19 protein-coding genes and 1 pseudogene are annotated in these 21,921 nt (G+C 51.9%); 15 read left to right on the forward strand and 5 right to left on the reverse strand.

What is annotated here, in order from left to right:
- Positions 1-54: 54 nt before the first annotated feature.
- From OGX95_RS06375 to OGX95_RS06405, 7 genes are all read left to right on the forward strand, one after another.
- Positions 55-660 carry a CDP-alcohol phosphatidyltransferase family protein gene (locus OGX95_RS06375; protein WP_286628821.1) on the forward strand — a complete coding sequence of 202 codons (606 nt, stop codon included), beginning with the start codon at positions 55-57 and terminating at the stop codon, positions 658-660.
- Entirely contained in the window at positions 657-1,574 is a 918-nt protein-coding gene (locus OGX95_RS06380) for a phosphatidate cytidylyltransferase (RefSeq protein WP_286628798.1), read from the forward strand. The genes OGX95_RS06375 and OGX95_RS06380 overlap by 4 nt, the downstream gene beginning before the upstream one ends.
- A gap of 6 nt (positions 1,575-1,580) precedes the next feature.
- The gene (locus OGX95_RS06385) at positions 1,581-2,219 is read left to right on the forward strand and encodes a lysophospholipid acyltransferase family protein (RefSeq protein WP_502872766.1); all 639 of its coding nucleotides are present in this window, start codon (positions 1,581-1,583) and stop codon (positions 2,217-2,219) included.
- On the forward strand, positions 2,212-3,972 hold the full coding sequence (locus OGX95_RS06390; RefSeq protein ID WP_286628800.1) for a bifunctional alpha/beta hydrolase/class I SAM-dependent methyltransferase: 1,761 nt from the start codon (positions 2,212-2,214) through the stop codon (positions 3,970-3,972). The genes OGX95_RS06385 and OGX95_RS06390 overlap by 8 nt, the downstream gene beginning before the upstream one ends.
- Positions 3,923-5,266 (forward strand): phosphatase PAP2/dual specificity phosphatase family protein, encoded by a 1,344-nt coding sequence (locus tag OGX95_RS06395; RefSeq protein ID WP_502872763.1) that lies wholly within the window; start codon positions 3,923-3,925, stop codon positions 5,264-5,266. Before OGX95_RS06390 ends, OGX95_RS06395 begins: the two co-directional genes overlap by 50 nt.
- Positions 5,242-5,643, forward strand: a complete 402-nt coding sequence (locus tag OGX95_RS06400; RefSeq protein ID WP_286628802.1) for a hypothetical protein — start codon at positions 5,242-5,244, stop codon at positions 5,641-5,643. Before OGX95_RS06395 ends, OGX95_RS06400 begins: the two co-directional genes overlap by 25 nt.
- An 84-nt stretch (positions 5,644-5,727) precedes the next feature.
- Positions 5,728-5,913: a hypothetical protein gene (locus OGX95_RS06405; protein ID WP_286628804.1), complete on the forward strand. Its 186-nt coding sequence runs from the start codon at positions 5,728-5,730 to the stop codon at positions 5,911-5,913.
- A gap of 45 nt (positions 5,914-5,958) precedes the next feature.
- Here OGX95_RS06405 and azoR read toward each other — a convergent pair whose 3' ends face one another.
- Complete coding sequence (azoR, locus tag OGX95_RS06410; protein ID WP_286628805.1) at positions 5,959-6,564, reverse strand: FMN-dependent NADH-azoreductase; 606 nt, start codon at positions 6,562-6,564, stop codon at positions 5,959-5,961.
- A gap of 201 nt (positions 6,565-6,765) precedes the next feature.
- On the opposite strand from azoR, the gene hrpA reads away from it, so the two are divergent.
- The 3 genes from hrpA to aldA all read left to right on the forward strand — a co-directional run bounded on the left by hrpA (position 6,766) and on the right by aldA (position 13,174).
- A complete protein-coding gene (gene hrpA, locus OGX95_RS06415) occupies positions 6,766-10,668 on the forward strand; it encodes an ATP-dependent RNA helicase HrpA (protein WP_286628806.1) in 3,903 nt (1,300 codons plus the stop codon).
- Between the two features lie 75 nt (positions 10,669-10,743).
- Positions 10,744-11,535, forward strand: coding sequence for a YdcF family protein (locus OGX95_RS06420; RefSeq protein ID WP_286628807.1), 792 nt, complete (start codon positions 10,744-10,746; stop codon positions 11,533-11,535).
- 199 nt (positions 11,536-11,734) lie between these two features.
- A complete protein-coding gene (gene aldA / locus OGX95_RS06425; RefSeq protein WP_286628809.1) occupies positions 11,735-13,174 on the forward strand; it encodes an aldehyde dehydrogenase in 1,440 nt (479 codons plus the stop codon).
- Between the two features lie 46 nt (positions 13,175-13,220).
- Here the strand turns inward: aldA and gap are convergent, their stop codons facing one another.
- Positions 13,221-14,222 carry a type I glyceraldehyde-3-phosphate dehydrogenase gene (gene gap / locus OGX95_RS06430; RefSeq protein ID WP_286628810.1) on the reverse strand — a complete coding sequence of 334 codons (1,002 nt, stop codon included), beginning with the start codon at positions 14,220-14,222 and terminating at the stop codon, positions 13,221-13,223.
- A 189-nt stretch (positions 14,223-14,411) separates the two neighbouring features.
- Here gap and cybB point away from each other — a divergent pair, with 189 nt between their 5' ends.
- Complete coding sequence (gene cybB, locus OGX95_RS06435) at positions 14,412-14,942, forward strand: cytochrome b561 (protein WP_286628811.1); 531 nt, start codon at positions 14,412-14,414, stop codon at positions 14,940-14,942.
- 49 nt (positions 14,943-14,991) lie between these two features.
- Here cybB and OGX95_RS06440 read toward each other — a convergent pair whose 3' ends face one another.
- Positions 14,992-15,900, reverse strand: a complete 909-nt coding sequence (locus tag OGX95_RS06440) for a DMT family transporter (RefSeq protein WP_286628812.1) — start codon at positions 15,898-15,900, stop codon at positions 14,992-14,994.
- 180 nt (positions 15,901-16,080) lie between these two features.
- Here OGX95_RS06440 and OGX95_RS06445 point away from each other — a divergent pair, with 180 nt between their 5' ends.
- From OGX95_RS06445 to OGX95_RS06455, 3 genes and pseudogenes are all read left to right on the forward strand, one after another.
- Positions 16,081-16,500: a translesion error-prone DNA polymerase V autoproteolytic subunit gene (locus OGX95_RS06445; RefSeq protein WP_286628813.1), complete on the forward strand. Its 420-nt coding sequence runs from the start codon at positions 16,081-16,083 to the stop codon at positions 16,498-16,500.
- On the forward strand, positions 16,500-17,810 hold the full coding sequence (locus OGX95_RS06450) for a Y-family DNA polymerase (RefSeq protein WP_286628814.1): 1,311 nt from the start codon (positions 16,500-16,502) through the stop codon (positions 17,808-17,810). The genes OGX95_RS06445 and OGX95_RS06450 overlap by 1 nt, the downstream gene beginning before the upstream one ends.
- Positions 17,811-17,957, forward strand: a pseudogene (locus OGX95_RS06455) (DUF1627 domain-containing protein); the annotation flags it as partial. It abuts the gene before it with no gap.
- A 122-nt stretch (positions 17,958-18,079) separates the two neighbouring features.
- On the opposite strand, the gene OGX95_RS06460 reads toward OGX95_RS06455, so the two are convergent.
- Together OGX95_RS06460 and OGX95_RS06465 are read right to left on the reverse strand one after the other, a co-directional pair.
- On the reverse strand, positions 18,080-19,177 hold the full coding sequence (locus OGX95_RS06460; RefSeq protein ID WP_286628815.1) for an alpha/beta hydrolase family protein: 1,098 nt from the start codon (positions 19,175-19,177) through the stop codon (positions 18,080-18,082).
- Positions 19,178-19,466: 289 nt separating this feature from the next.
- A complete protein-coding gene (locus tag OGX95_RS06465) occupies positions 19,467-19,889 on the reverse strand; it encodes a DUF805 domain-containing protein (protein ID WP_286628816.1) in 423 nt (140 codons plus the stop codon).
- Between the two features lie 1,394 nt (positions 19,890-21,283).
- On the opposite strand from OGX95_RS06465, the gene OGX95_RS06470 reads away from it, so the two are divergent.
- The coding region (locus OGX95_RS06470) for a tyrosine-type DNA invertase (protein WP_286628817.1) at positions 21,284-21,921 on the forward strand (638 nt) is incomplete at its 3' end.

Below are 21,921 nucleotides of genomic sequence, written 5' to 3' on the forward strand. Positions count from 1 at the left end.
GCAACGATTAATTGATCCAGTATAATTGGATCAACGAATTATCAAGGAGTGATGATGACGCTTTATCAGATAAAGCCTGCTTTTCAGGCTCTTTTACGCCCGGTCATGTTCTGGTTATATAAAAGAAGCGTCACGGCCAATCACGTTACCCTTGCCGCGATAGCGCTTTCTTTTGCGACCGGCGCGGTGTTGTTTCTTTTCCCCCAACCCGAACTCTTCGCGCTGCTGCCCATCGTATTGTTTGTGCGTATGGCGCTCAATGCGCTGGATGGCATGCTGGCGCGGGAATGCAATCAACAATCCCGCCTGGGGGCTATCCTGAATGAATCCGGGGATATTCTCTCCGACCTCGCGCTGTATCTGCCCTTTATGCTGCTCCCCGGCAGCAACGCGCTGCTGGTGCTGGTCATGCTGTTTTGCACGGTAATGACGGAGTTCTGCGGCGTGCTGGTACAAACCATCAATGGCGTGCGCAGCTATGCCGGGCCGCTGGGTAAAAGTGACAGGGCGCTGGTGTTTGGCGCATGGGGGCTGGCGCTGGCGCTGTGGCCGCAACTGGTGCAGTGGAACAACATCGTTTGGGGCATTGCCACATTATTGCTGCTGTGGACGGTCATTAACCGCTGCAAGAGCGCATTACGTGAAGAGGGGGCAAAATGATGCTGCTGGAAAAATCGCTGGCGGTGATTTTTGCCCTGCTGCTGATTGCGACGCTGGTGAACGGTCTGCTGGTATGGCGGCGTCCGGGTAAAGACTGGCGTGAGCTGACGCTGCGTATCCGCACCTGGTGGGTGATCATTGTTCTGTTTTCGCTGGCTATCTTAAGCCCGCACTGGCTAGCGTTGACCTTCTTCGCGCTGGTGAGTTTTATGGCGTTAAAGGAATTTTTAACGCTGGCCCCGTCGCGCCAGACCGATCGCATGCCGCTGTTGTGGATGTTTATTGCGATCCCCATCAACTACTGGCTGATTGGTATCAACTGGTACGGCATGTTTGTGGTGTTTATCCCGGTGTATGCATTTTTATTCTTACCTGTACGCATGGTGATCGCCGGCGACACCCAGGGATTTTTACGCTACGCCTCCCAGCATCACTGGAGCCTGATGACTACCGTGTTTGCGTTTAGTCACGTGGCATTTTTGCTGGTGCTGCCCGCAGACGGCAAGCAGACCGGCGCACTGCTGGTACTTTTCCTCGTCGGCTTAACGGAATTCAACGACATTGCGCAGTACCTGTGGGGTAAATCAATGGGCCGCATTAAGGTGATACCAAAGGTCAGCCCCAACAAAACGCTGGCAGGACTGGTCGGCGGCGTGGCGACCACCACGCTGGCGGCGGCGTTGCTGGGACCGTTAATGACGCCATTAAGCGTACCAATGGCGATGCTGGCAGGGTTTATCATCGGGATCAGCGGCTTTTGTGGCGATGTGGTGATGTCGGCCATTAAGCGCGACATTGGCGTGAAAGACAGCGGTACGCTGTTGCCCGGCCATGGCGGTATTCTCGATCGGCTGGATTCACTGATCTTCACCGCCCCGGTGTTTTTCCACTTCATTCGCTACTTTTACTACTAACTTATGATCAATTCATTTCTGCGAACGCTGTTTACACTGTGCATCGTCTGGCCGGTGATCTGGCTGTGGCTTGGGCTACGCGTCAGGCACCGGGATCGACTGCCGAAGCAGGGTCCGGCGATCGTGGTGGCGAATCACAACAGCCATATGGATGTTTTTGCGCTGTTGTCGCTGTTTCCGCTGCGTCGTCAGGGGGCTATCCATCCGGTGGCGGCGGCTGACTATTTTCTGCGGAATAAATGGATGGCCTGGTTTGCGCTCAATATTCTCAACATTATTCCGATTACGCGAAAGGGCGGCGAAACAAACCCGCTGGCGCAGTGCGAACAGGCATTACGCGACGGCAAAATACTGATCCTGTTCCCTGAAGGGACGCGTGGTGAACCGGGGCTGCTGGCCCCGCTGAAATCCGGTGTCTGGCACCTCAGCCAGCGCATACCGGAGGTGCCGATTATTCCCGTCTGGCTGCGCGGGACAGAGCACGTAATGGCGAAGGGGAATCGTATTCCTTTGCCGCTGTTTATTGACGTCAACATTGGCAGGCCGCTGGCCGCCGATTGCGATAAACACATCTTCATGGACGATCTCAGGCAGCAACTGTTGCTGCTTCAGCAACAAACCACAGGACAGCACCCTCATGACTAACACTCGAGTGCCGGATGAACGCCCGTTTTTGACCAGCGACAACACCGCGCTGTTTTTTCGCCACTGGCCGCCATTAGCCGCGGGTTCTGCGCCCAAAGTGATCGTCCTGTTTCATCGTGGGCACGAACATTCCGGGCGTTTGCAACATATAGTGGATGAACTGGCAATGCCGGATACCGCGTTCTATGCCTGGGATGCGCGAGGTCACGGACAGTCGCCGGGCCAGCGCGGGTATAGCCCGTCGCTGGCGCGTTCGGTGCAGGATGTTGACGAGTTTGTGCGTTTTGCTGCCGCCGACAGTCAGGCTGCAATGGAAGACGTGGTGGTGGTGGCGCAAAGCGTGGGGGCGGTGCTGGCAGCGACCTGGGCCCATGATTACGCGCCTTCTATTCGCGGGCTGGTGCTGGCGTCACCGGCATTTGAAGTCAAATTGTACGTGCCGTTTGCCCGTCCAGGGTTGGCGTTAATGCATCGCCTGCGCGGCCTGTTTTTCGTCAACTCCTACGTCAAAGGCAAATACCTGACCCACGATCCTGAGCGCGTGGCAAGCTTCAACCAGGATAAATACATCACCCGGGCGATTGCGGTGAACATCCTGCTCGATCTCTATAAAACCGCGGAACGCATTGTCAGCGATGCCAGCGCCATTACCTTGCCGGTGCAGTTGTTGGTCTCCGGGGACGATTTTGTTGTACATCGCCAGCCACAGATTGATTTTTACCAGCGCCTGAGAAGTCCGCTCAAGGAACTGCACGTGTTGCCGGGGTTTTATCATGACACGCTGGGTGAGAAGGACCGGCATCTGGCGTTTGACAAAATGCGTGATTTTATCGACACGCTGTATGCGATGCCGCCGCAGCGCTTTGATTACCGTAATGAAGACCGCTGGAGCCCCGGTGCGGATAGCTGGCGGATGCTGAGCGGTGGGCCTGCGCCATATTCGATTGACGATATTGCCTACCGCGGCCTGCGCTATGGCATGAAATTACTCGGGACGCAATCAACGGGCGTCCGTCTGGGGTTTGATACCGGTTTTGATTCGGGGAGTACGCTGGATTATGTCTATCGCAACCAACCTCAGGGCAGCAGCGCGCTGGGGCGCTTGATTGACAAAAACTATCTGAATAGCGTGGGCTGGAAGGGGATTCGCCAGCGTAAGGTCCATTTGCAGATGCTGATCCGCCAGGCGGTTGCACAGCTTGCAGAGCAGGGAAGTGCGGTGCATGTGGTGGATATCGCCGCCGGACACGGGCGCTATGTTCTCGACGCGCTGGAAGGCGAAACGGCGGTCAACTCGATTTTACTGCGCGATTACAGTGAACTGAACGTCAAGAAAGGCAGTGAGATGATTGCCAGTCGTGGCATGGCTGAAATTGCCCGCTTCGAGCAGGGCGATGCCTTCAACCGCGAACAGCTTGCGTCGCTGGAACCGCGTCCTACGCTGGGTATTGTCTCGGGTTTATATGAACTCTTCCCCGAAAACACGCTGGTACGCAATTCGCTCGCCGGTCTGGCAGACGCAATAGCGCCGGGGGGCGTGCTGATCTACACCGGTCAGCCCTGGCACCCGCAGTTAAAAACCATCGCCTGGTCGCTGACCAGCCACAAAGATGGCAAAGCCTGGGTGATGCGCGTACGTACGCAGGGCGAAATGGATGCGCTGGTGCGGGAAGCAGGATTTGATAAATGCACGCAGCTGATTGATGAATGGGGGATTTTCACCGTCTCCATGGCGGTGCGCCGTGGGGGCTGAACGTCGTAAGGTGATGGTGCAGGCGGTTGGTTGGTTATTGCTGCTGGCCCCTTTCTTTTTCCTTACGTACGGGAAGGTCAATCAGTTTACTGCCTGGCAGGACGCACAGCATGATAACGTCGGCAGTATCGTGTTTGGCTGGGAGTCCGCCATTCCTTTTATTCCGTGGACCATTCTGCCTTACTGGAGTCTGGATCTGTTTTACGGGCTGTCGCTGTTTGTCTGTGCTACGCGCTTCGAACAACGGCGGCTGGTGCTGCGTCTGATACTGGCGTCGGTTATCGCCTGCGTCGGTTTTTTGCTGTTCCCACTCCAGTTTAGTTTTACGCGCCCTGAAGTCAGCGGCGCGGCAGGCTGGCTGTTTGCCCAGCTTGAACAGTTCGACTTGCCCTATAACCAGTCGCCGTCACTGCATATTATTCTCTGCTGGCTGCTGTGGCGGCATTTTAGTCACCATCTTAGCGGTGGCTGGCGCAGGCTGTGTGACGGTTGGTTCTTATTGATCGCCGTGTCGGTGCTCACCACCTGGCAGCATCATTTTATCGATATCATTACCGGCCTGGCGGCAGGTATGCTGACTGACTGGATGGTGCCGGAACAGCGCCGCTGGCGCTGGTGTCAACCCGATGCGGCGCGATTAAGGTTGATGCGCCGCTATCTGTTGGGGGCCGTGTTGTGCCTTGCCGCTGGCGTATGGCTGACCTCCTGGCTGCTGTGGCCTGCCGTATCGTTGCTGATGGTGAGCTACGGCTATGGCGGATTCGGCACAGCGGCTACGGGTAAAGATGAGCAGGGCCGACTGCCCCCCGCCGTGTATGGGTTGACGCTGCCGTGGCGAGTCGGAATGTGGCTGTCGATGCGCGGATTTACCCGCCGTTTGCCGCCGGTGAGCAACATTGCTGCTGGCGTTTATCTCGGCAGCTTTCCGCGCTGTGTTCCTGAACAACATGCGGTGCTGGACCTCACTTTTGAGTTTGCGCGTGGGCGTGCTACCGCTATGCGTGCCTATTCTTGCATACCGATGTTGGATCTGGTTATTCCCGAGGAAGCAGAGTTACAACGGGCGGTAGACAGGCTGGAAACGCTGCGTCAGGAGCAGGGGACAGTGCTGGTGCATTGTGCGTTGGGGCTGTCGCGCAGTGCGATGGTGGTTGCGGCGTGGCTGTTGCAGTATGGCCATGTAGCGACGGCAGAGCAGGCGGTGGCACACATTCGCGAACGTCGGGCGCAGGTGGTGCTGACGGATAAACATCTGGAGATGCTACAGCAATGGCAACGGAAAGTGACGGTGTAACTAATCATGAAGCGCTGCAGCGTGATTTGCTGCGGCACACGCTGACAAGCTGGCGCTTTATTTTGCTTTTTAGCGTCCCGCCGATGGTGTGGGTGATTTTTGTCGCACAGCCAGGTGTGTTCCGTGCGGTTATCGCGCTGCTGTGCGCCAGCGTCTGGTTTGGCTGCTGGCGACTGTGGCTTGACGTTCGTTATTTTTCGCTGCTCGCTGAGCAAAACAACACGCAGGTCGGAGAGGCGCTCTACGCTATCTGGCGTCGCGACAGGCTGAAAACGCTCACCCTGGCCGAGCGCCAGGCGGGGGCGTTGACGCAGTTTCGGCGCACGCTTTATTGGGTTGCTGCGTTGTGGGCGGCCTGGTTGATGATGCTGGTTTAGTGTTTGTGGCAGCGCAATAGTTGCCACACGGCGCGGTGTTGATACTGATATAGTTCCCCTCCGGTAGCGTCCTGGGGTGAAATCATGTGGCTTTTCAAGTGGTATGTCTGGAATCGTTGGGTATTCAAACTGTTAAGCCGGGATGTCGCGGAGCCTGAACAATTTTTGCGTCATTGCTGGGAAGAGAATCTGGCGAAGTGCAGGGATTATGCAACTATCTGGCGTGATATTAATCGCATTCACGGCAAGCAGGCGCGGGCAAAAAAGTAACTGCGGGTGGGAACCCCTCCCACCGGATGGTGAGAGGGAAAGTTATCAGGCAGCGACGACGCTGTCGATTGCCGCTTTTGCATCGGACTGCGCTTTAGATGCCACTTCCGGACCGTAAGCAATACCTTCAGCAAACACGAAGTTCACATCGGTGATGCCGATAAAGCCCAGGAAGGTGGACAGATACGGGGTCACCAGGTCGGTCGGCGTATCTTTATGGATACCACCACGGCTGGTCAGCACGATAGCACGTTTGCCGGTTACCAGACCTTCCGGCCCTTTTTCGGTGTAACGGAAGGTTACGCCAGCACGCGCAATCAGGTCGAAGTAGTTTTTCAGCTGCGTCGGGATGTTAAAGTTATACATTGGCGCGGCGATCACAATTACGTCATGCGCTTTCAGCTCAGCGATCAGCTCATCAGACAGCGCCAGTGCTTCCTGTTGACGCGGCGTCAGCGGCGTATCGCTCGGGCGCATCGCACCCACCAGTTCGCCATCCAGTACCGGAACAGGATTTGCAGCCAGATCACGGACGGTGATTTCGTCAGCAGAGTGCTTTTCACGCCACTGTTCAACAAAATAATCAGACAACTGACCAGACTGAGAGTACCCTGCCAGAATACTGGATTTGAGAACTAATACCTTGCTCATGGGTGTTTCCTTTTATGTGTTTGAAGGGGATGAGCCCCGTTGCTTGTTGACACTTTATTCACAATCCTGCCGCAGTGATAGCGCAATATATCGAATCCTATGTTCGAAATTATTGAACAACACATGAAAAGCGCCGATGTGGTACTCTATACCCATCATCTACAAGAGATTTAACCCGGCAGAGCACTGCCCTCTAACGCTATGACAGAACAACAAAAATTAACCTTCAACATCCTGCAGCAACAGCTGGAATCGCTGATGCTGCGCGACAGACAGCGTTTTTCTCGTCGCCTGCACGGCGTGAAGAAGGTTAAAAATCCTGATGCACAACAGGCCATTTACCAGGAGATGGCGAAAGAGATTGATCAGGCAGCCGGTAAGGTTGTGCTGCGTGAAGCCACCCGACCGACAATTACCTACCCGGAAAACCTGCCTGTCAGTCAGAAAAAACAGGACATCCTGGACGCCATTCGCGACCATCAGGTGGTGATTGTTGCCGGGGAAACGGGTTCCGGTAAAACCACACAGCTACCAAAAATCTGTATGGAACTGGGCCGCGGGGTGAAAGGGCTGATTGGCCATACCCAACCGCGTCGTCTGGCTGCGCGTACCGTGGCTAACCGTATCGCCGAAGAGTTGCAAACCGAGCCGGGCGGCTGCATCGGCTATAAAGTGCGTTTCAGCGATCATGTCAGCGATAACACCATGGTTAAGCTGATGACGGACGGTATCTTGCTGGCGGAAATCCAGCAGGATCGGATGCTGATGCAGTACGACACCATCATCATCGATGAGGCCCACGAACGCAGCCTGAACATCGACTTTCTGCTCGGTTATTTGAAAGAGCTGCTGCCGCGCCGCCCGGATCTGAAAATCATCATCACCTCAGCGACCATCGATCCGGAGCGTTTTTCAAAGCATTTCAATAACGCGCCGATTATCGAAGTGTCCGGTCGGACGTACCCGGTGGAAGTGCGCTATCGCCCCATTGTGGAAGATGCGGACGACACCGAGCGCGACCAGCTGCAGGCCATTTTCGATGCAGTAGATGAACTGGGACGTGAAAGTCAGGGCGACATTCTGATCTTCATGAGCGGCGAGCGCGAAATTCGCGACACCGCCGATGCGCTGAATAAGCTGGATTTACGCCACACCGAAGTGCTGCCGCTGTATGCACGCCTCTCTAACAGTGAGCAAAATCGCGTGTTCCAGTCGCACAGCGGGCGGCGCATTGTGCTGGCGACTAACGTGGCGGAAACCTCGCTGACCGTGCCGGGGATCAAATACGTCATTGACCCTGGTACCGCGCGTATCAGCCGCTACAGCTACCGTACCAAAGTGCAGCGGTTGCCGATCGAACCGATATCTCAGGCGTCTGCCAACCAGCGTAAAGGTCGCTGTGGTCGTGTATCGGAAGGGATCTGTATTCGTCTGTATTCCGAAGACGACTTCCTGTCGCGCCCGGAGTTTACCGATCCGGAAATTCTGCGTACCAACCTGGCGTCCGTTATTTTGCAAATGACCGCGCTGGGTCTGGGGGATATCGCGGCATTCCCGTTTGTTGAAGCCCCGGATAAACGCAATATTCAGGATGGTGTGCGCCTGCTGGAAGAGCTGGGCGCGATCACCACCGATGAACAGCAAACAGCTTATAAACTAACCCCGTTAGGCCGTCAGTTATCACAGCTACCGGTCGATCCGCGTCTGGCACGAATGGTGCTGGAAGCGCAGAAACATGGCTGCGTGCGCGAGGCGATGATCATTACCTCAGCGCTGTCCATTCAGGACCCGCGCGAGCGCCCGATGGACAAACAGCAGGCGTCTGACGAAAAACACCGTCGTTTCCACGACAAAGAGTCCGATTTCCTTGCGTTTGTTAATCTGTGGAATTATCTCGGTGAGCAGCAAAAAGCGCTGTCATCGAACCAGTTCCGCCGTCAGTGCAAGCTCGACTTCCTCAACTATCTGCGCGTGCGTGAGTGGCAGGATATTTACACGCAACTGCGTCAGGTCGTGAAAGAGCTCGGTATTCCGGTGAACAGCGAACCCGCTGAGTATCGGGAGATCCACGTCGCGCTGCTGACCGGTTTACTGTCGCATATCGGGATGAAAGATGCCGATAAGCAGGAATTTACCGGCGCACGTAACGCCCGTTTCTCGATCTTCCCCGGTTCCGGTTTATTCAAAAAACCGCCTAAATGGACGATGGTGGCAGAACTGGTGGAAACCAGCCGACTGTGGGGACGTATTGCCGCGCGTATCGATCCCGAGTGGGTGGAGCCGGTTGCTCAGCATCTGATGAAACGCTCGTACAGTGAACCGCACTGGGAACGCGCGCAGGGCGCGGTGATGGCGACAGAAAAAGTCACCGTCTATGGCCTGCCAATTGTCGCTGCCCGTAAGGTGAACTACAGCCAGATCGATCCTGCGCTGTCGCGCGAACTGTTTATCCGTCATGCGCTGGTGGAAGGTGACTGGCAGACGCGCCACGCGTTTTTCCGCGATAACCTGAAGCTGCGAGCGGAAGTGGAAGAGTTAGAACACAAATCACGCCGCCGCGATATCCTGGTCGACGATGAGACGCTGTTTGAATTTTATGACCAGCGCATCAGCCATGATGTGGTTTCCGCCCGCCATTTTGATAACTGGTGGAAGAAGGTCAGCCGCGAAACGCCGGATCTGCTCAACTTTGAAAAGAGCATGCTCATCAAAGAGGGCGCGGAGAAAATCAGCAAGCTGGATTACCCGAACTTCTGGCATCAGGGCAATCTCAAACTGCGGTTAAGCTACCAGTTTGAACCCGGTGCTGACGCCGACGGTGTAACCGTGCATATTCCGCTGCCGCTGTTAAACCAGGTCGAAGAGGCCGGGTTTGAATGGCAAATTCCGGGGCTGCGTCGTGAACTGGTGATCGCGCTGATTAAATCACTGCCAAAACCGGTACGACGTAACTTTGTGCCCGCGCCAAACTATGCGGAAGCGTTTTTAGGCCGCGTGACGCCGCTGGAACTGCCGTTGCTGGACTCGCTGGAACGCGAGCTGCGCCGGATGACCGGCGTCACCGTTGACCGCGAAGACTGGCACTGGGATCAGGTGCCCGATCACCTGAAAATCACCTTCCGGGTGGTGGACGATAAAAACAAGAAGCTGCAGGAAGGGCGTTCGCTGCAGGCGTTGAAAGATCTGCTGAAGGGCAAAGTTCAGGAAACACTCTCGGCGGTGGCAGATGACGGCATCGAACAGAGCGGGCTGCATATTTGGAGCTTTGGTCAACTGCCGGAAAGTTACGAGCAAAAACGCGGCAACTACAAAGTGAAAGCGTGGCCGGCGCTGGTGGATGAGCGTGACAGCGTGGCCATCAAGCTGTTTGATAACCCGCTGGAGCAACAGCAGGCCATGTGGAGCGGGTTACGTCGTCTGTTGCTGCTGAATATCCCATCACCTATCAAATATTTACACGAGAAGCTGCCCAACAAAGCCAAGCTGGGGCTGTATTTTAACCCGTACGGCAAAGTGTTGGATTTGATTGACGACTGTATTTCCTGCGGTGTGGATAGGCTTATCGATGCTAACGGTGGTCCGGTATGGACGGAAGAGGGCTTTGCGGCGTTGCACGAAAAAGTGCGGGCTGAGCTGAATGACACAGTGGTTGATATTGCGAAGCAGGTCGAACAGATCCTGACGGCGGTGTTCAATATCAATAAACGCCTGAAAGGACGCGTGGATATGACCATGGCGCTGGGGCTTTCGGATATCAAAGCGCAAATGGGCGGGCTGGTGTACCGTGGATTTGTCACCGGCAACGGCTTCAAGCGTTTGGGCGATACTTTGCGTTATCTGCAGGCGATTGAAAAACGGCTGGAGAAACTGGCCATCGATCCGCACCGCGATCGCGCGCAGATGCTGAAAGTGGACAGCGTGCAGCAGGCCTGGCAGCAGTGGTTCAATAAACTGCCGCCTGCGCGCCGAGAAGATGACGATGTCAAAGAGATCCGCTGGATGATAGAAGAGCTGCGCGTCAGCTACTTTGCCCAGCAGCTCGGCACGCCATATCCTATTTCGGACAAACGTATTCTGCAGGCGATGGAGCAGATATCGGGTTAGACCGTATGCCGGATAAGGCGTAGTCGCCATCCGGCATGTGCACCCGGTAAAGAACAACGATCAGGAGTCATGAACATGAGACAGTTTCCGCCACTTTCCGCCACCACCCTTGCGGCGATTAACACCGTAGGGCAATGGCTGGCGCAGAATGATTTCGCTGAAAATATCACGGTTCAGGCAGATTGCGTGATTCTGGCCGGGAACGCGGTGATCCCGACCATCGATGCGGCCTGCCAGATAGCGAAAGAGCACCAGATTCCCTTGCTGATTAGCGGGGGAATAGGCCATTCCACAACGTTTCTGTATAACGCGATTGCTCAACATCCGCGCTATAACATCATCCGCACCAGCGGACGAGCAGAAGCTGCGATCCTGGCTGATATCGCGCACCAGTTCTGGCACATTCCCGGTGAGAAAATTTGGGTGGAGGATCAATCCACCAACTGTGGGGAAAACGCCCGGTTCAGTTGTGCGTTGCTGCGTCAGGCGGCCCAAACCATGGAGACCGTCATTGTGGTGCAGGATCCCACCATGCAGCGCCGTACAATGGCAACATTTCAGCGTGTAACGCGTGACGACCTGCAGGCGCCGCGCTGGCTCAGCTTTCCCGGTTTTGTCCCCGAGTTGACCGAGCAGGGCGACGGTGTGAATTTTGCGCCGACCGCGGAAGGTCTGTGGTCGGTAGATCGCTACCTGTCACTCATTACCGGTGAGCTTCCGCGTCTGCGTGATGATGAAACCGGTTATGGGCCCCGTGGTCGCGATTTTATTGCGCATGTGGATATTCCGCAGGCCGTTGAGGAGGCGTGGTTACATCTGCAACACGACGCCGCGCTGATTGACTTATTGAATAGCCGTTCTTTGTAATCTCCGTTGCCCGTTTGTCGCTTTTTTTGTGCAAACGGGCATTCATCCCGCGAGTTTTTTCCCTTCACGACGATGTTGCCTGACGCTTTTATGAAGCGGCTCACAGAACCACCATTGCAGTGGCAATGTGTTATGCATGATTGATATTAATTAACAATAGTTTTACTTGTTAAAAACAAATTAATCACAGGAGAAGCGCATGTCAGTACCCGTACAACATCCTATGTATATCGATGGGCAGTTTGTGACCTGGCACGATGACGCCTGGATTGATGTCGTCAATCCGGCGACGGAAGAGGTTATTTCCCGTATCCCTGATGGCCGCGCCGAGGATGCACGTAAGGCTATCGACGCCGCACATCGTGCCCAACCTGAATGGGAGGCGCTGCCCGCCATTGAACGCGCCGCCTGGTTACGCAAGATTTCCGCCGGGATCCGTGAACGCGCCGGTGAAATTAGCGCGCTGATTGTGGCTGAGGGCGGGAAGATCCAACAGCTGGCGGATATCGAAGTCTCGTTTACCGCCGACTACATCGATTATATGGCGGAGTGGGCGCGGCGTTATGAAGGCGAGATCCTGCAAAGCGATCGTCCGGGCGAAAACATCCTGCTGTTTAAGCGTGCGTTGGGCGTAACGACGGGCATTCTGCCGTGGAACTTCCCGTTTTTCCTGATTGCCCGCAAACTGGCGCCCGCACTGCTGACGGGGAATACCATTGTCATTAAACCCAGCGAATTCACGCCAAACAATGCTATCGCCTTCGCCAAAATTGTCGATGATATCGGTCTGCCGCGCGGGGTGTTTAACCTGGTGCTCGGGCGTGGCGAAACGGTGGGGCAGGAACTCGCCGGGAACCCGAAAGTGGCGATGGTGAGCATGACCGGCAGCGTGGTGGCGGGGGAGAAAATCATGGCTGCAGCGGCGAAAAATATCACCAAGGTGTGTCTGGAATTGGGTGGTAAAGCGCCGGCAATCGTCATGGATGATGCCGATCTTGAGCTGGCCGTGAAGGCAATTGTTGACTCGCGGGTGATTAACACCGGTCAGGTGTGCAACTGTGCCGAACGCGTGTACGTTCAGAAAGGTATTTACGACCAGTTCGTTAATCGTTTGGGCGAGGCAATGAAAGCTGTGCAGTTTGGCAACCCGGCCGAGCGTAATGACATCGCGATGGGGCCGCTGATTAACGCCGCCGCGCTGGCACGTGTGGAACAGAAAGTGGCGCGCGCGGTGCAGGAGGGAGCCCGTGTGGTGCTGGGCGGTAAAGCCATAGAGGGGAAAGGCTATTATTACCCGCCAACATTGTTGCTGGATGTGCGTCAGGAAATGGCAATAATGCACGAAGAGACATTTGGCCCAGTGCTACCGGTGGTGTCGTTTGACTCGCTGGATGAGGCAATTGCGATGGCTAACGACAGCGACTACGGACTGACTTCATCGATTTACACGCAAAACCTGAACACGGCGATGAAGGCGATTAAGGGACTGAAGTTTGGCGAAACCTATATTAATCGCGAAAACTTCGAGGCAATGCAGGGCTTCCACGCAGGCTGGCGCAAGTCCGGCATCGGTGGCGCAGACGGTAAGCACGGTCTGAACGAGTATCTGCAAACGCAGGTGGTTTATCTGCAGTCTTAATTTTTATGCCGGGTAGCACTGTCGTTACCCGGCATCCTTCAACACACTAAAGCGTGATAAATTTATCCAGTGTACGGATAAGTTGGGTGACAAAACCGTACTCGTTATCGTACCAGGCCACGGTTTTTACCAGTTGCAGATCGCCCACTTCGGTGATCTCGGTTTGTGTCGCATCAAATACTGAACCGAAATGTGAGCCAATGACATCGGACGAGACAATTTCTTCGTCGGTATAGCCGAATGATGCATTGTTCAGCGTTGCCTTTTTCAGTGCGTTGTTAACCTCTTCCGCAGTGACTTTTTTATCCAGAATCGACACCAGTTCAGTGACAGATCCGGTTTTTACCGGAACACGCTGGGCGTGGCCTTTTAATTTCCCACTCAGGGCCGGGATCACCAGACCAATCGCCTTCGCCGCACCGGTGGTATGAGGAATGATATTTTCTGCTGCCGCGCGTGAGGCGCGCAGATCCTTACCTCGTGGCCCATCAACAAGTGACTGTGTCCCGGTATAGGCATGGATGGTGGTCATGGTACCAAGCTGAATACCGAAGTTGTCATGCAGCGCTTTTGCCATCGGTGCCAGGCAGTTAGTGGTGCACGATGCGACAGAAATAATCCGATCGTTTGCATCCATCGTGTCGTCATTCACGTTAAAGACGATCGTCTTCATCTCTCCCGCAGGGGCGGATATCAGGACTTTTTGGGCGCCTGCATCCAGGTGGGCCTGTGATTTTTCTGTTGAGGTATAAAAGCCGGTGCACTCGATGATAATTTCCGCACCTGTGGTTCTCCACGGAATATTTTTGGCCTCTTTTTCGGCGTAAACGGCAATTTTTTTACCATCGACAATCAGTGCGTCCTCGGTAAAGTCGACGCTCCAGGGGAATGGTCCGTAGTTTGAATCGTGTTTTAACAGATAGGCGAGGATTTTCGGTGAGGTAAGGTCATTAATAGCGACAACCTCCACGCTGCTTTTGACTTCCAGTAGCCGACGCAATACCAGACGACCGATACGACCAAAACCGTTAATGCCAATTTTACTCATGGTTTTCTCCTGTCAGGATGAGACGGTACGACATATTTTCCCTACCAGGCATAGTCCAGTCAGGCATCCGCGGCAATAGCTGTTTTTGCGGCTAAACGTAACTGACTGAAAATGAGTGAACAAAACTTAATGAATTTTTAACAAAAGCCCGTTATGTTGACGCATTATTGTTTTTATTCGAGAAGTGTTATGGGGAATAAGTATTCTGGCCTGCAAATTGGCATTCACTGGCTGGTCTTTTTGTTGGTCATTGTGGCCTACAGTGCCATGGAGTTTCGCGGATTTTTCCCGCGCAGCTATCGTCCCGGGTTCAACATGGTGCATGTTTCCTGCGGTATCACGATTTTAGCGTTGATGGTGGCACGTCTGCTGGTCAGACTTAAGTATCCGGCACCACCGATTGAACCAAAACCGAAGCCGATGATGACGGGTATGGCACATCTGGGGCATCTGGTTATCTATCTGCTGTTTATTGCGCTGCCGATTATTGGCCTGGTGATGATGTATAACCGGGGAAATCCGTGGGTTGCATTCGGCATTGTTATGCCACATGCAGCAGAAGCCAACTTTGAACTGGCCGATATGTTGAAATCATGGCACGAAACGCTGGCAAACCTGGGTTATTTTGTCATTGGCCTGCATGCCGCCGCGGCTCTGTTACATCACTATTTCTGGAAGGATAATACGCTGTTGCGCATGATGCCGCGTAAGCGTTCGTAACATTGATTATCATCGCCCCGTGTTATGCGGGGCGTTTGTTTTAGGTCGATTATTTTTGGATACTCTGTACCTGCGCAGTTCGTTTTTTCAGGCTGACGATGGCCAGGGCCAGAACAATCAGTACGATGCCGCTGCCTTCGACAACACCAGGCTCCTCGCCCAGCAACCACCAGGAAAACAGTACCCCACAGACTGGCACCGCCAGTGTGCTTAAACTGGCAATACTGGCAGGCAGGTTACGCAACACAAACAGCCATAAACTCCATGCCAGCGCTGTGGCCAGTACGGCGCTATATCCTAATGCCCAGAATACGACAGGCTGCCAGTCAGGTGTTCGCTGTGGGACCAGCCAGGCTACCAGACTCATCACCAACGCGGCATACAGCATCTGCCACGAGGTTAGTGCTAACAGGTCGATATTGGGATGACGAACATACATACGTTTAGCGACAACCGCACTGGCTCCCCAACTGATGCCCGAGAGAATTGCCAGCAGCGCGCTCTTCATTGACGAAAAGTCCAGTTGCCACGGCTGTAATACCAGTATCAATCCAAACGCCGCCACCGCAATAGCGACGTACTGCAAACGACGCATGCGTTCACCAAGAAAAAGGGCGGCCATAATGACCACCCAGAAGGGCATGGTATAACTCAGAATGGCAACTTTCCCCGCACCGCCGCTGACCAGTGCCCACTGTGATAGCCCCACCATACCGCACGTTTGTAACAAGGCTATCGCCAACGTATAACCGAACGGGGTCGGGCGCATTCCGCGTCCGCGTAGCATCAGGACAATAAATAATAACAACGCCCCAAAAGAACAACGTAATGCGGTGAAGTCGAATGAGCCAATGTAGTGCGTGACCTGTTTCATGGCAATCCAGCTATAGCTCCAGATGAGCGTTAGCGCGATCAGGCCGCCAATGGCCAGCGGATTGCTTTTCCCTGCGGTAGTCATAGTGTGTCCGTTTTGATGATTTTATGGCGCTACTATACCCGGTTTCATGTCGCGATACTTTTGTGCAGACACTAGTCGTTATAATTCAGGTGAATAGCAATAGCGCCACAAAAAGCCTCTTGAACAACTGCTCAGATAAAACTACTGTATATAAATACAGTTAACATTGGATGAGTCATTATGTTGTTTCTCAAGCCAGCGGATCTCCGCGAAATCAATACAATCCCTTTGTTTAGTGACCTTGTTCAGTGCGGGTTTCCCAGCCCGGCTGCGGATTATGTTGAGCGGGGCATCGATTTGAATGAATTGCTAATTCAGCATCCCAGTGCCACGTACTTCGTGAAAGCAGCGGGGGATTCAATGATTGAGGGGGGGATCGATGATGGTGATTTGCTGGTTGTTGACAGTTCGCTGACGGCGGTACATGGCGATATTATTATCGCTGCCGTTGATGGCGAGTTCACGGTTAAGCGGCTGCAGCTTCGTCCAACGGTACAGCTCGTTCCAATGAACAGCGCTTATACACCGATCGTTATCGGTCGTGAAGAATCACTGAATGTATTCGGTGTCGTTACCTATGCCGTGAAGGCTCTGCGCTGATGTTTGCGCTCTGCGATGTAAATTCGTTTTACGCCAGCTGTGAGACCGTTTTCCGGCCTGATCTCTGTGATAAACCGGTTGTGGTTCTCTCAAATAACGATGGCTGTGTTATTGCCTGCAGCGCGGAGGCCAAAAAACTGGGGATCCAAATGGGGGCCCCGTACTTCAAACAAAAAGATCTGTTTCGACGTTACGGCGTGACGTGCTTTAGTTCAAATTACGAGCTGTATGCGGATATGAGCAGCAGAGTCATGTCCATTCTGGAGGAACTCTCTCCGCGCGTAGAAAGATACAGTATTGATGAAGCGTTCTGTGACTTGACGGGGGTGAGGAACTGCAGAGATCTTACTGATTTTGGTCGTGAGATGAGGGACTCTATTTTGCAGAAAACTCATCTTAAAGTGGGTGTCGGTATTGCCCAGACCAAAACACTGGCTAAGTTGGCAAACTATGCGGCTAAAAAGTGGCAGGATCAGACTGGCAGTGTGGTCGATTTATCGAATAGCGAGCGCCAACGCAAACTGATGGCCGCAGTTCCGGTAGATGAAGTCTGGGGCATTGGCCGCCGTATCGGTAAGAAACTGGATACAATGGGCATTAAAACGGTTTGCGACCTGGCCGAAACCGATATTCGCTTTATTCGCAAACATTTCAGCGTTGTGCTGGAAAGAACCGTACGGGAATTGCGCGGCGAATCGTGTCTGGCGCTGGAAGAGTTTGCGCCGGTAAAGCAGGAAATCATCTGCTCAAGGTCGTTTGGTGAACGGCTCACGGATTACAATGCCATGCGGGAGGCGATTTGCACCTATGCTTCACGTGCAGCGGAGAAGTTGCGCGGAGAGCACCAGTTCTGCCGCTTCATTTGTACGTTTATTAAAACCAGTCCATTTGCCCATAACGAACCTTACTATGGTAACAACGCGTCGGTAAAACTACTGACACCAACCCAGGACAGCCGGGATATTATTGGTGCGGCGACGCGTTGCCTTGACGCCATCTGGCGAGAGGGGCGGCATTATCAAAAAGCAGGCGTGATGCTAGGGGATTTTTTCAGTTCCGGTGTGGCTCAGCTAAATCTTTTTGATGAAAACGTCCCGCGGCATAATAGCGACAAGCTGATGACGGTTCTGGATACTCTTAATGCTAAAAATGGTAAAGGGACGCTCTGGTTTGCCGGACAAGGGATACAGCAGCCATGGGCAATGAAACGAGACATGCTCTCACCTCGCTATACGACGAGATACAGTGATTTACTGCGGGTGGGGGATCTCCAACGGTGTAACGCCGCATCTACGATTGCGTGTATCTGACATCGTGAGCTGCGGCGGGCGGAAAATAAAGTTCAGAAGTGGGAGCGTGTTTGTGCAGCGCTGCGGGAGCTGAATAAGCACCGGGATATAGTCGTCCAGCTTCGCAAGGAGGATGTTCAGGGAAGAACGATTAAACCCATGGGGTAATTTTTGAATAGATTAAAGGAAATCGCCCCATAAGGGGCGATAACAGTAGTTCTGCGGAAAATTTAGTTTATACGAAATAGGGGGCGCGAGCTCTTTGCGTTACAATGTTAGCCGTCAAAGTTCTATCTTCCCGTCAATTCATGAGAAATCTTAGCAATATCTTTATCAGAAAAAGTAATGTTACTTTTACGTCCAGAATCTGCCAGTATTTTTTGAGCTATCATTTCTGTTAATGGTGCAATGATATTGAAATGATCCCCGTTTGGAATTTTATAAATGAAAAGCGGGATTTTTTCTTTTTTCACTACTTTTTCGATATTGTCAAATGCTTGCCAATAAGCCTCTTCTCCTTCGAAATACCATGTGGGCTTTTTGATTGATTTAATGTAGCTTGCAGGTGAACGTAGTTGAAACTCCTTTTTTGTTTGTTTAAAAGGTACTATTACCGACATTTCGCCACCTTCAACGCGAGCTTTCAGGTCTGGTATTCCGCCAAGGCTGAAATATCCTCTAAATTTTGTACTATATTCACTTGCAAGCAGAACTCGTGTACCACCAGTGCTGTGGCCTGCAAGGTATATACGTTCTGGATCGACATAGCTCTGCCTCGATAACCAATCATAAGCTGCTTCAATATCATCTAATTCACCATAGAACATTTCATAGCGACCGGGATTTTTATCCTCGCCACGGAAACTTGGCAACATGACTACCAGACCCGCTTTACGAAATGCACTGGCGCTTTGGTCATTATCTCTGTCGTGTTCTCTCCAAAAAAAATCCTCACTGTCACTTAATCCACCATATCCACCCGATATCCATATTACGGCAGGATGCCGTTTACCATCCTTAGGGTCCGGGGTGACATAGGTAGTCATATCTCCAAGTTGTGTCGGATAATTTGTTAATATATAAGTGTCTCCTGGGGGGGTAAGTATCCGCCCTGAGTCAGTAAAGCTTTCAGCAATAATTTGAGTTGAGTAACCATTACGTGACTCTCGTAATGACTTGTTACTCATAAGTACCAGATGACCGGTATCAGGAATTTTAATCACAGGTATCTGGTTAAGCATTGCTTTCCTTTTCTCTTCTTTAGCCTTTACAATTTCAGCAGATTGAATGTTTTCTTTTTTTTGCAACTTCTTGTTTACGTCACTTTCATCACAACCGGCTAACATTAATGACAGAGCAATAATACAAAACTGATATTTTAATTTCATATGCAAATCACATGGTTATAAAATTGATTAAATCCGTTGCTTTTTATTGGCTTGTACATCTACATAATATATCTATAGGTTGCCCAGTAGAATTTCTCCTTAAAACCAAACACTAGTTGGCGAAGAACGAATACATGTCACAATCTTTAACCTGGTTATCCCTTCAGCTACCGTAAAGCCAGAAATTAGCAATGTATTTCATGCTGTTATGCATCAAGTTATCATTCATCCAGCCTGAAATCATTGTTTGTATGATCCTGGCTGGATGCTTTCCCAGGAATAGTAGAATTTATTCGACTGAACTTAATGGCTCATGTTCATCTGCAACATTAAGTGACATTTTGTCGTCAGATTTAGGATCTTTACCAAAACGGTTCTCACCTTCAGTGCCTTTTTGGCACAGAAATATTAATAGCACAATGTCACCAATGATGGGGATTAAAATCAATAAAACCCACCACCCAGAACGGTCGGTGTCATGTAATCGCCTAACTGTAATGGATATAATAAGTAAGGGGTGTATGATATTACATATTAATTTGACTATTTCGTTATCCACCCCCCCAAGGAGTACAGCCGCTGCAAGCGGGAGTATAATAAATAATACAACACCTAAGCGATAATACCAATATTCCCTTCTCCTGGTTCGGCCATTGAAGTTAGTGAGGTTTTTTAATGGGTTTTTGAAACAGTATGAGAACGTCAAAGACATTATTAAATCACCATAAATAATTTCGGCAAAAGAGTGTCATTGTTTTAAATAAACTTGTTAAACTAATTCTTCCGTGTTGTTGCGTGCTTTAATACCTCCTGTGTACCGGGCGAAATTCTACAGATGTGCCGTAGAGCATCGACCTTCAGAGTTAGAATATAAGACGCGACTTTCCAATTAACGGTATTCATTGAAAGCAATAGTAATAAAACGACTAGCGGCGTTCAAATTCCAGTTAAGATCAAGTGGTCAGCAGGGGGTGAATTGGAGCATTTTTTTGGAACCTGTCGTTTCGTTTTTAACCGCGCGCCCTTACTTTATAAAAACAGAGCCCATACCAGACAGGATGCAAATAACACAACGGTTGCAAATGGAATATAGAATGCATAATTATCTTCTTTCATAATCACGGTCTCCACATGGTTATCATTAAAAATACATTGCGACATAATTTTATTTTTTAACTGATGTCTTTTGGGTATTAGTCTATAACTATTTTACAACCATGATTAATCAAATTTTATGTTTTTATAACCAGTTTTGTCGATTAGGATTAATGATAAGAGGTCACTGCTGTTGATTGCTGCATCGGGTTGAATAAAAACCCCTTGCTTGATTAGCGGCAGGGAGAAGAAGAATTGACTCATCTTGAGGAGATGTTTCATGTTTTTAGAATATTGGTTTACTGGATAAAAAAAGGCACGACCAACGTCATTCTGGTCGTGGGACAAGGTCCGGGAATGTCTACGATGAAAACGAGGAGAAAAAAGAGCGCGGCTGTCGGATTAGAAGCCGCGGGACAATGTCCGTGATAATTAAACCAACTTGCCGTTCCATCCAGGGAACAGTGACACTATAAATATTAATCTTTATGGTTTAAATACCATAATTAACCTGAATTATAGGTAAGCCTTATTCCCCGGAACCTCACCTGGTATGCCTCTCAATCCTCTCTAAATAATTCCTGCGCAAAGGTGTCTGCAGGTGACTTTGCGTGGGTGTTATTGACGGGGCACTGGCGGCTCTGTTTATTTACAGCAGAACATTATGTCTGAACCCTTATCCGGGACGGGCACGGTTGCGGCGCCGGGAGGATATCCGTGCATACCCGGTGGGATGGCCGGAGGTGGAAAGTGAGTAAATTTACGACCCCTGCCGTGCGGCACATCAAAAGACAATGTGATTTCAGTCATTCACACCTCCGGGATATGAAGCAGGGCGCCGCAGCCACGTCGTATGCAAGAACGTTGCTGCGGCAGACTGGCGTTCGTTCGATATTGCGAGTATGGAATGACTGCCAGTCGGCGCAGAGTGTACTTGTCCAGTATGACGATTCAATGTGTTTAATCTGAAAACATCCACATATCAGCGTCTTCATCAAACCGGAGCAATGAATGTCTACCCGAAAATTTCTCACCCACCATGAAGTTTCTTTGCTGCTGCAGGCAGTGGTGACCAGCCGTCACCCGGAACGCGACACCTGCATGATACTCCTGGCCTTTCTCCACGGGCTTCGGGTCAGTGAACTGCTGTCACTGCGGCTTGCTGACCTTGAACTTGTATCCCGAAAACTGTGTGTCCGGCGTCTCAAAAACGGGTTCAGTACCGTTCATCCTTTACTGGCAGAAGAGGTGAAATGCCTCAGAAGCTGGCTTGGGGCCAGGGAAACGATTACATCTCCGGCTGCAGAAGAAGAAGGGGACTGGCTTTTTATTTCCCGGTCGGGACGTCCGCTTACCCGTCAGCGGTTCTATGACCTGCTGGCTGATGCCGGGAGGAAAGCCGGACTGGCTGTCTCTGTCCACCCCCATATGCTCAGGCATGGCTGTGGTTATGCGCTGGCGGATAATGGTATTGATACGCGGCTGATTCAGGATTATCTGGGACACCGGAATATCCGGCATACGGTGATTTATACGGCTTCAAATTCGGCCCGTTTTGAGCGGGTATGGAATCGGTCAAAAAAGGGGAAAAAGCAACTTTTTGACCCAAACTGTAAACTGCCTGTATTGCATCCACAAATGTTAAAAAA

This window comes from Citrobacter sp. Cu233 (assembly GCF_030332225.1).
GTDB lineage: Bacteria > Pseudomonadota > Gammaproteobacteria > Enterobacterales > Enterobacteriaceae > Citrobacter.

Bases quoted from the DNA above. Each gene is read 5' to 3' on its own strand.
- OGX95_RS06390 (WP_286628800.1), top strand. From the start codon at position 2,212: ATGACTAACACTCGAGTGCCGGATGAACGCCCGTTTTTGACCAGCGAC.
- OGX95_RS06465 (WP_286628816.1), bottom strand. From the start codon at position 19,889: ATGTCTTTGACGTTCTCATACTGTTTCAAAAACCCATTAAAAAACCTC.
- hrpA (WP_286628806.1), top strand. From the start codon at position 6,766: ATGACAGAACAACAAAAATTAACCTTCAACATCCTGCAGCAACAGCTG.
- OGX95_RS06420 (WP_286628807.1), top strand. From the start codon at position 10,744: ATGAGACAGTTTCCGCCACTTTCCGCCACCACCCTTGCGGCGATTAAC.
- cybB (WP_286628811.1), top strand. From the start codon at position 14,412: ATGGGGAATAAGTATTCTGGCCTGCAAATTGGCATTCACTGGCTGGTC.
- aldA (WP_286628809.1), top strand. From the start codon at position 11,735: ATGTCAGTACCCGTACAACATCCTATGTATATCGATGGGCAGTTTGTG.
- azoR (WP_286628805.1), bottom strand. From the start codon at position 6,564: ATGAGCAAGGTATTAGTTCTCAAATCCAGTATTCTGGCAGGGTACTCT.
- OGX95_RS06450 (WP_286628814.1), top strand. From the start codon at position 16,500: ATGTTTGCGCTCTGCGATGTAAATTCGTTTTACGCCAGCTGTGAGACC.
- OGX95_RS06380 (WP_286628798.1), top strand. From the start codon at position 657: ATGATGCTGCTGGAAAAATCGCTGGCGGTGATTTTTGCCCTGCTGCTG.
- OGX95_RS06445 (WP_286628813.1), top strand. From the start codon at position 16,081: ATGTTGTTTCTCAAGCCAGCGGATCTCCGCGAAATCAATACAATCCCT.
- gap (WP_286628810.1), bottom strand. From the start codon at position 14,222: ATGAGTAAAATTGGCATTAACGGTTTTGGTCGTATCGGTCGTCTGGTA.
- OGX95_RS06405 (WP_286628804.1), top strand. From the start codon at position 5,728: ATGTGGCTTTTCAAGTGGTATGTCTGGAATCGTTGGGTATTCAAACTG.
- OGX95_RS06395 (WP_502872763.1), top strand. From the start codon at position 3,923: ATGAATGGGGGATTTTCACCGTCTCCATGGCGGTGCGCCGTGGGGGCT.
- OGX95_RS06440 (WP_286628812.1), bottom strand. From the start codon at position 15,900: ATGACTACCGCAGGGAAAAGCAATCCGCTGGCCATTGGCGGCCTGATC.
- OGX95_RS06400 (WP_286628802.1), top strand. From the start codon at position 5,242: ATGGCAACGGAAAGTGACGGTGTAACTAATCATGAAGCGCTGCAGCGT.
- OGX95_RS06460 (WP_286628815.1), bottom strand. From the start codon at position 19,177: ATGAAATTAAAATATCAGTTTTGTATTATTGCTCTGTCATTAATGTTA.
- OGX95_RS06375 (WP_286628821.1), top strand. From the start codon at position 55: ATGACGCTTTATCAGATAAAGCCTGCTTTTCAGGCTCTTTTACGCCCG.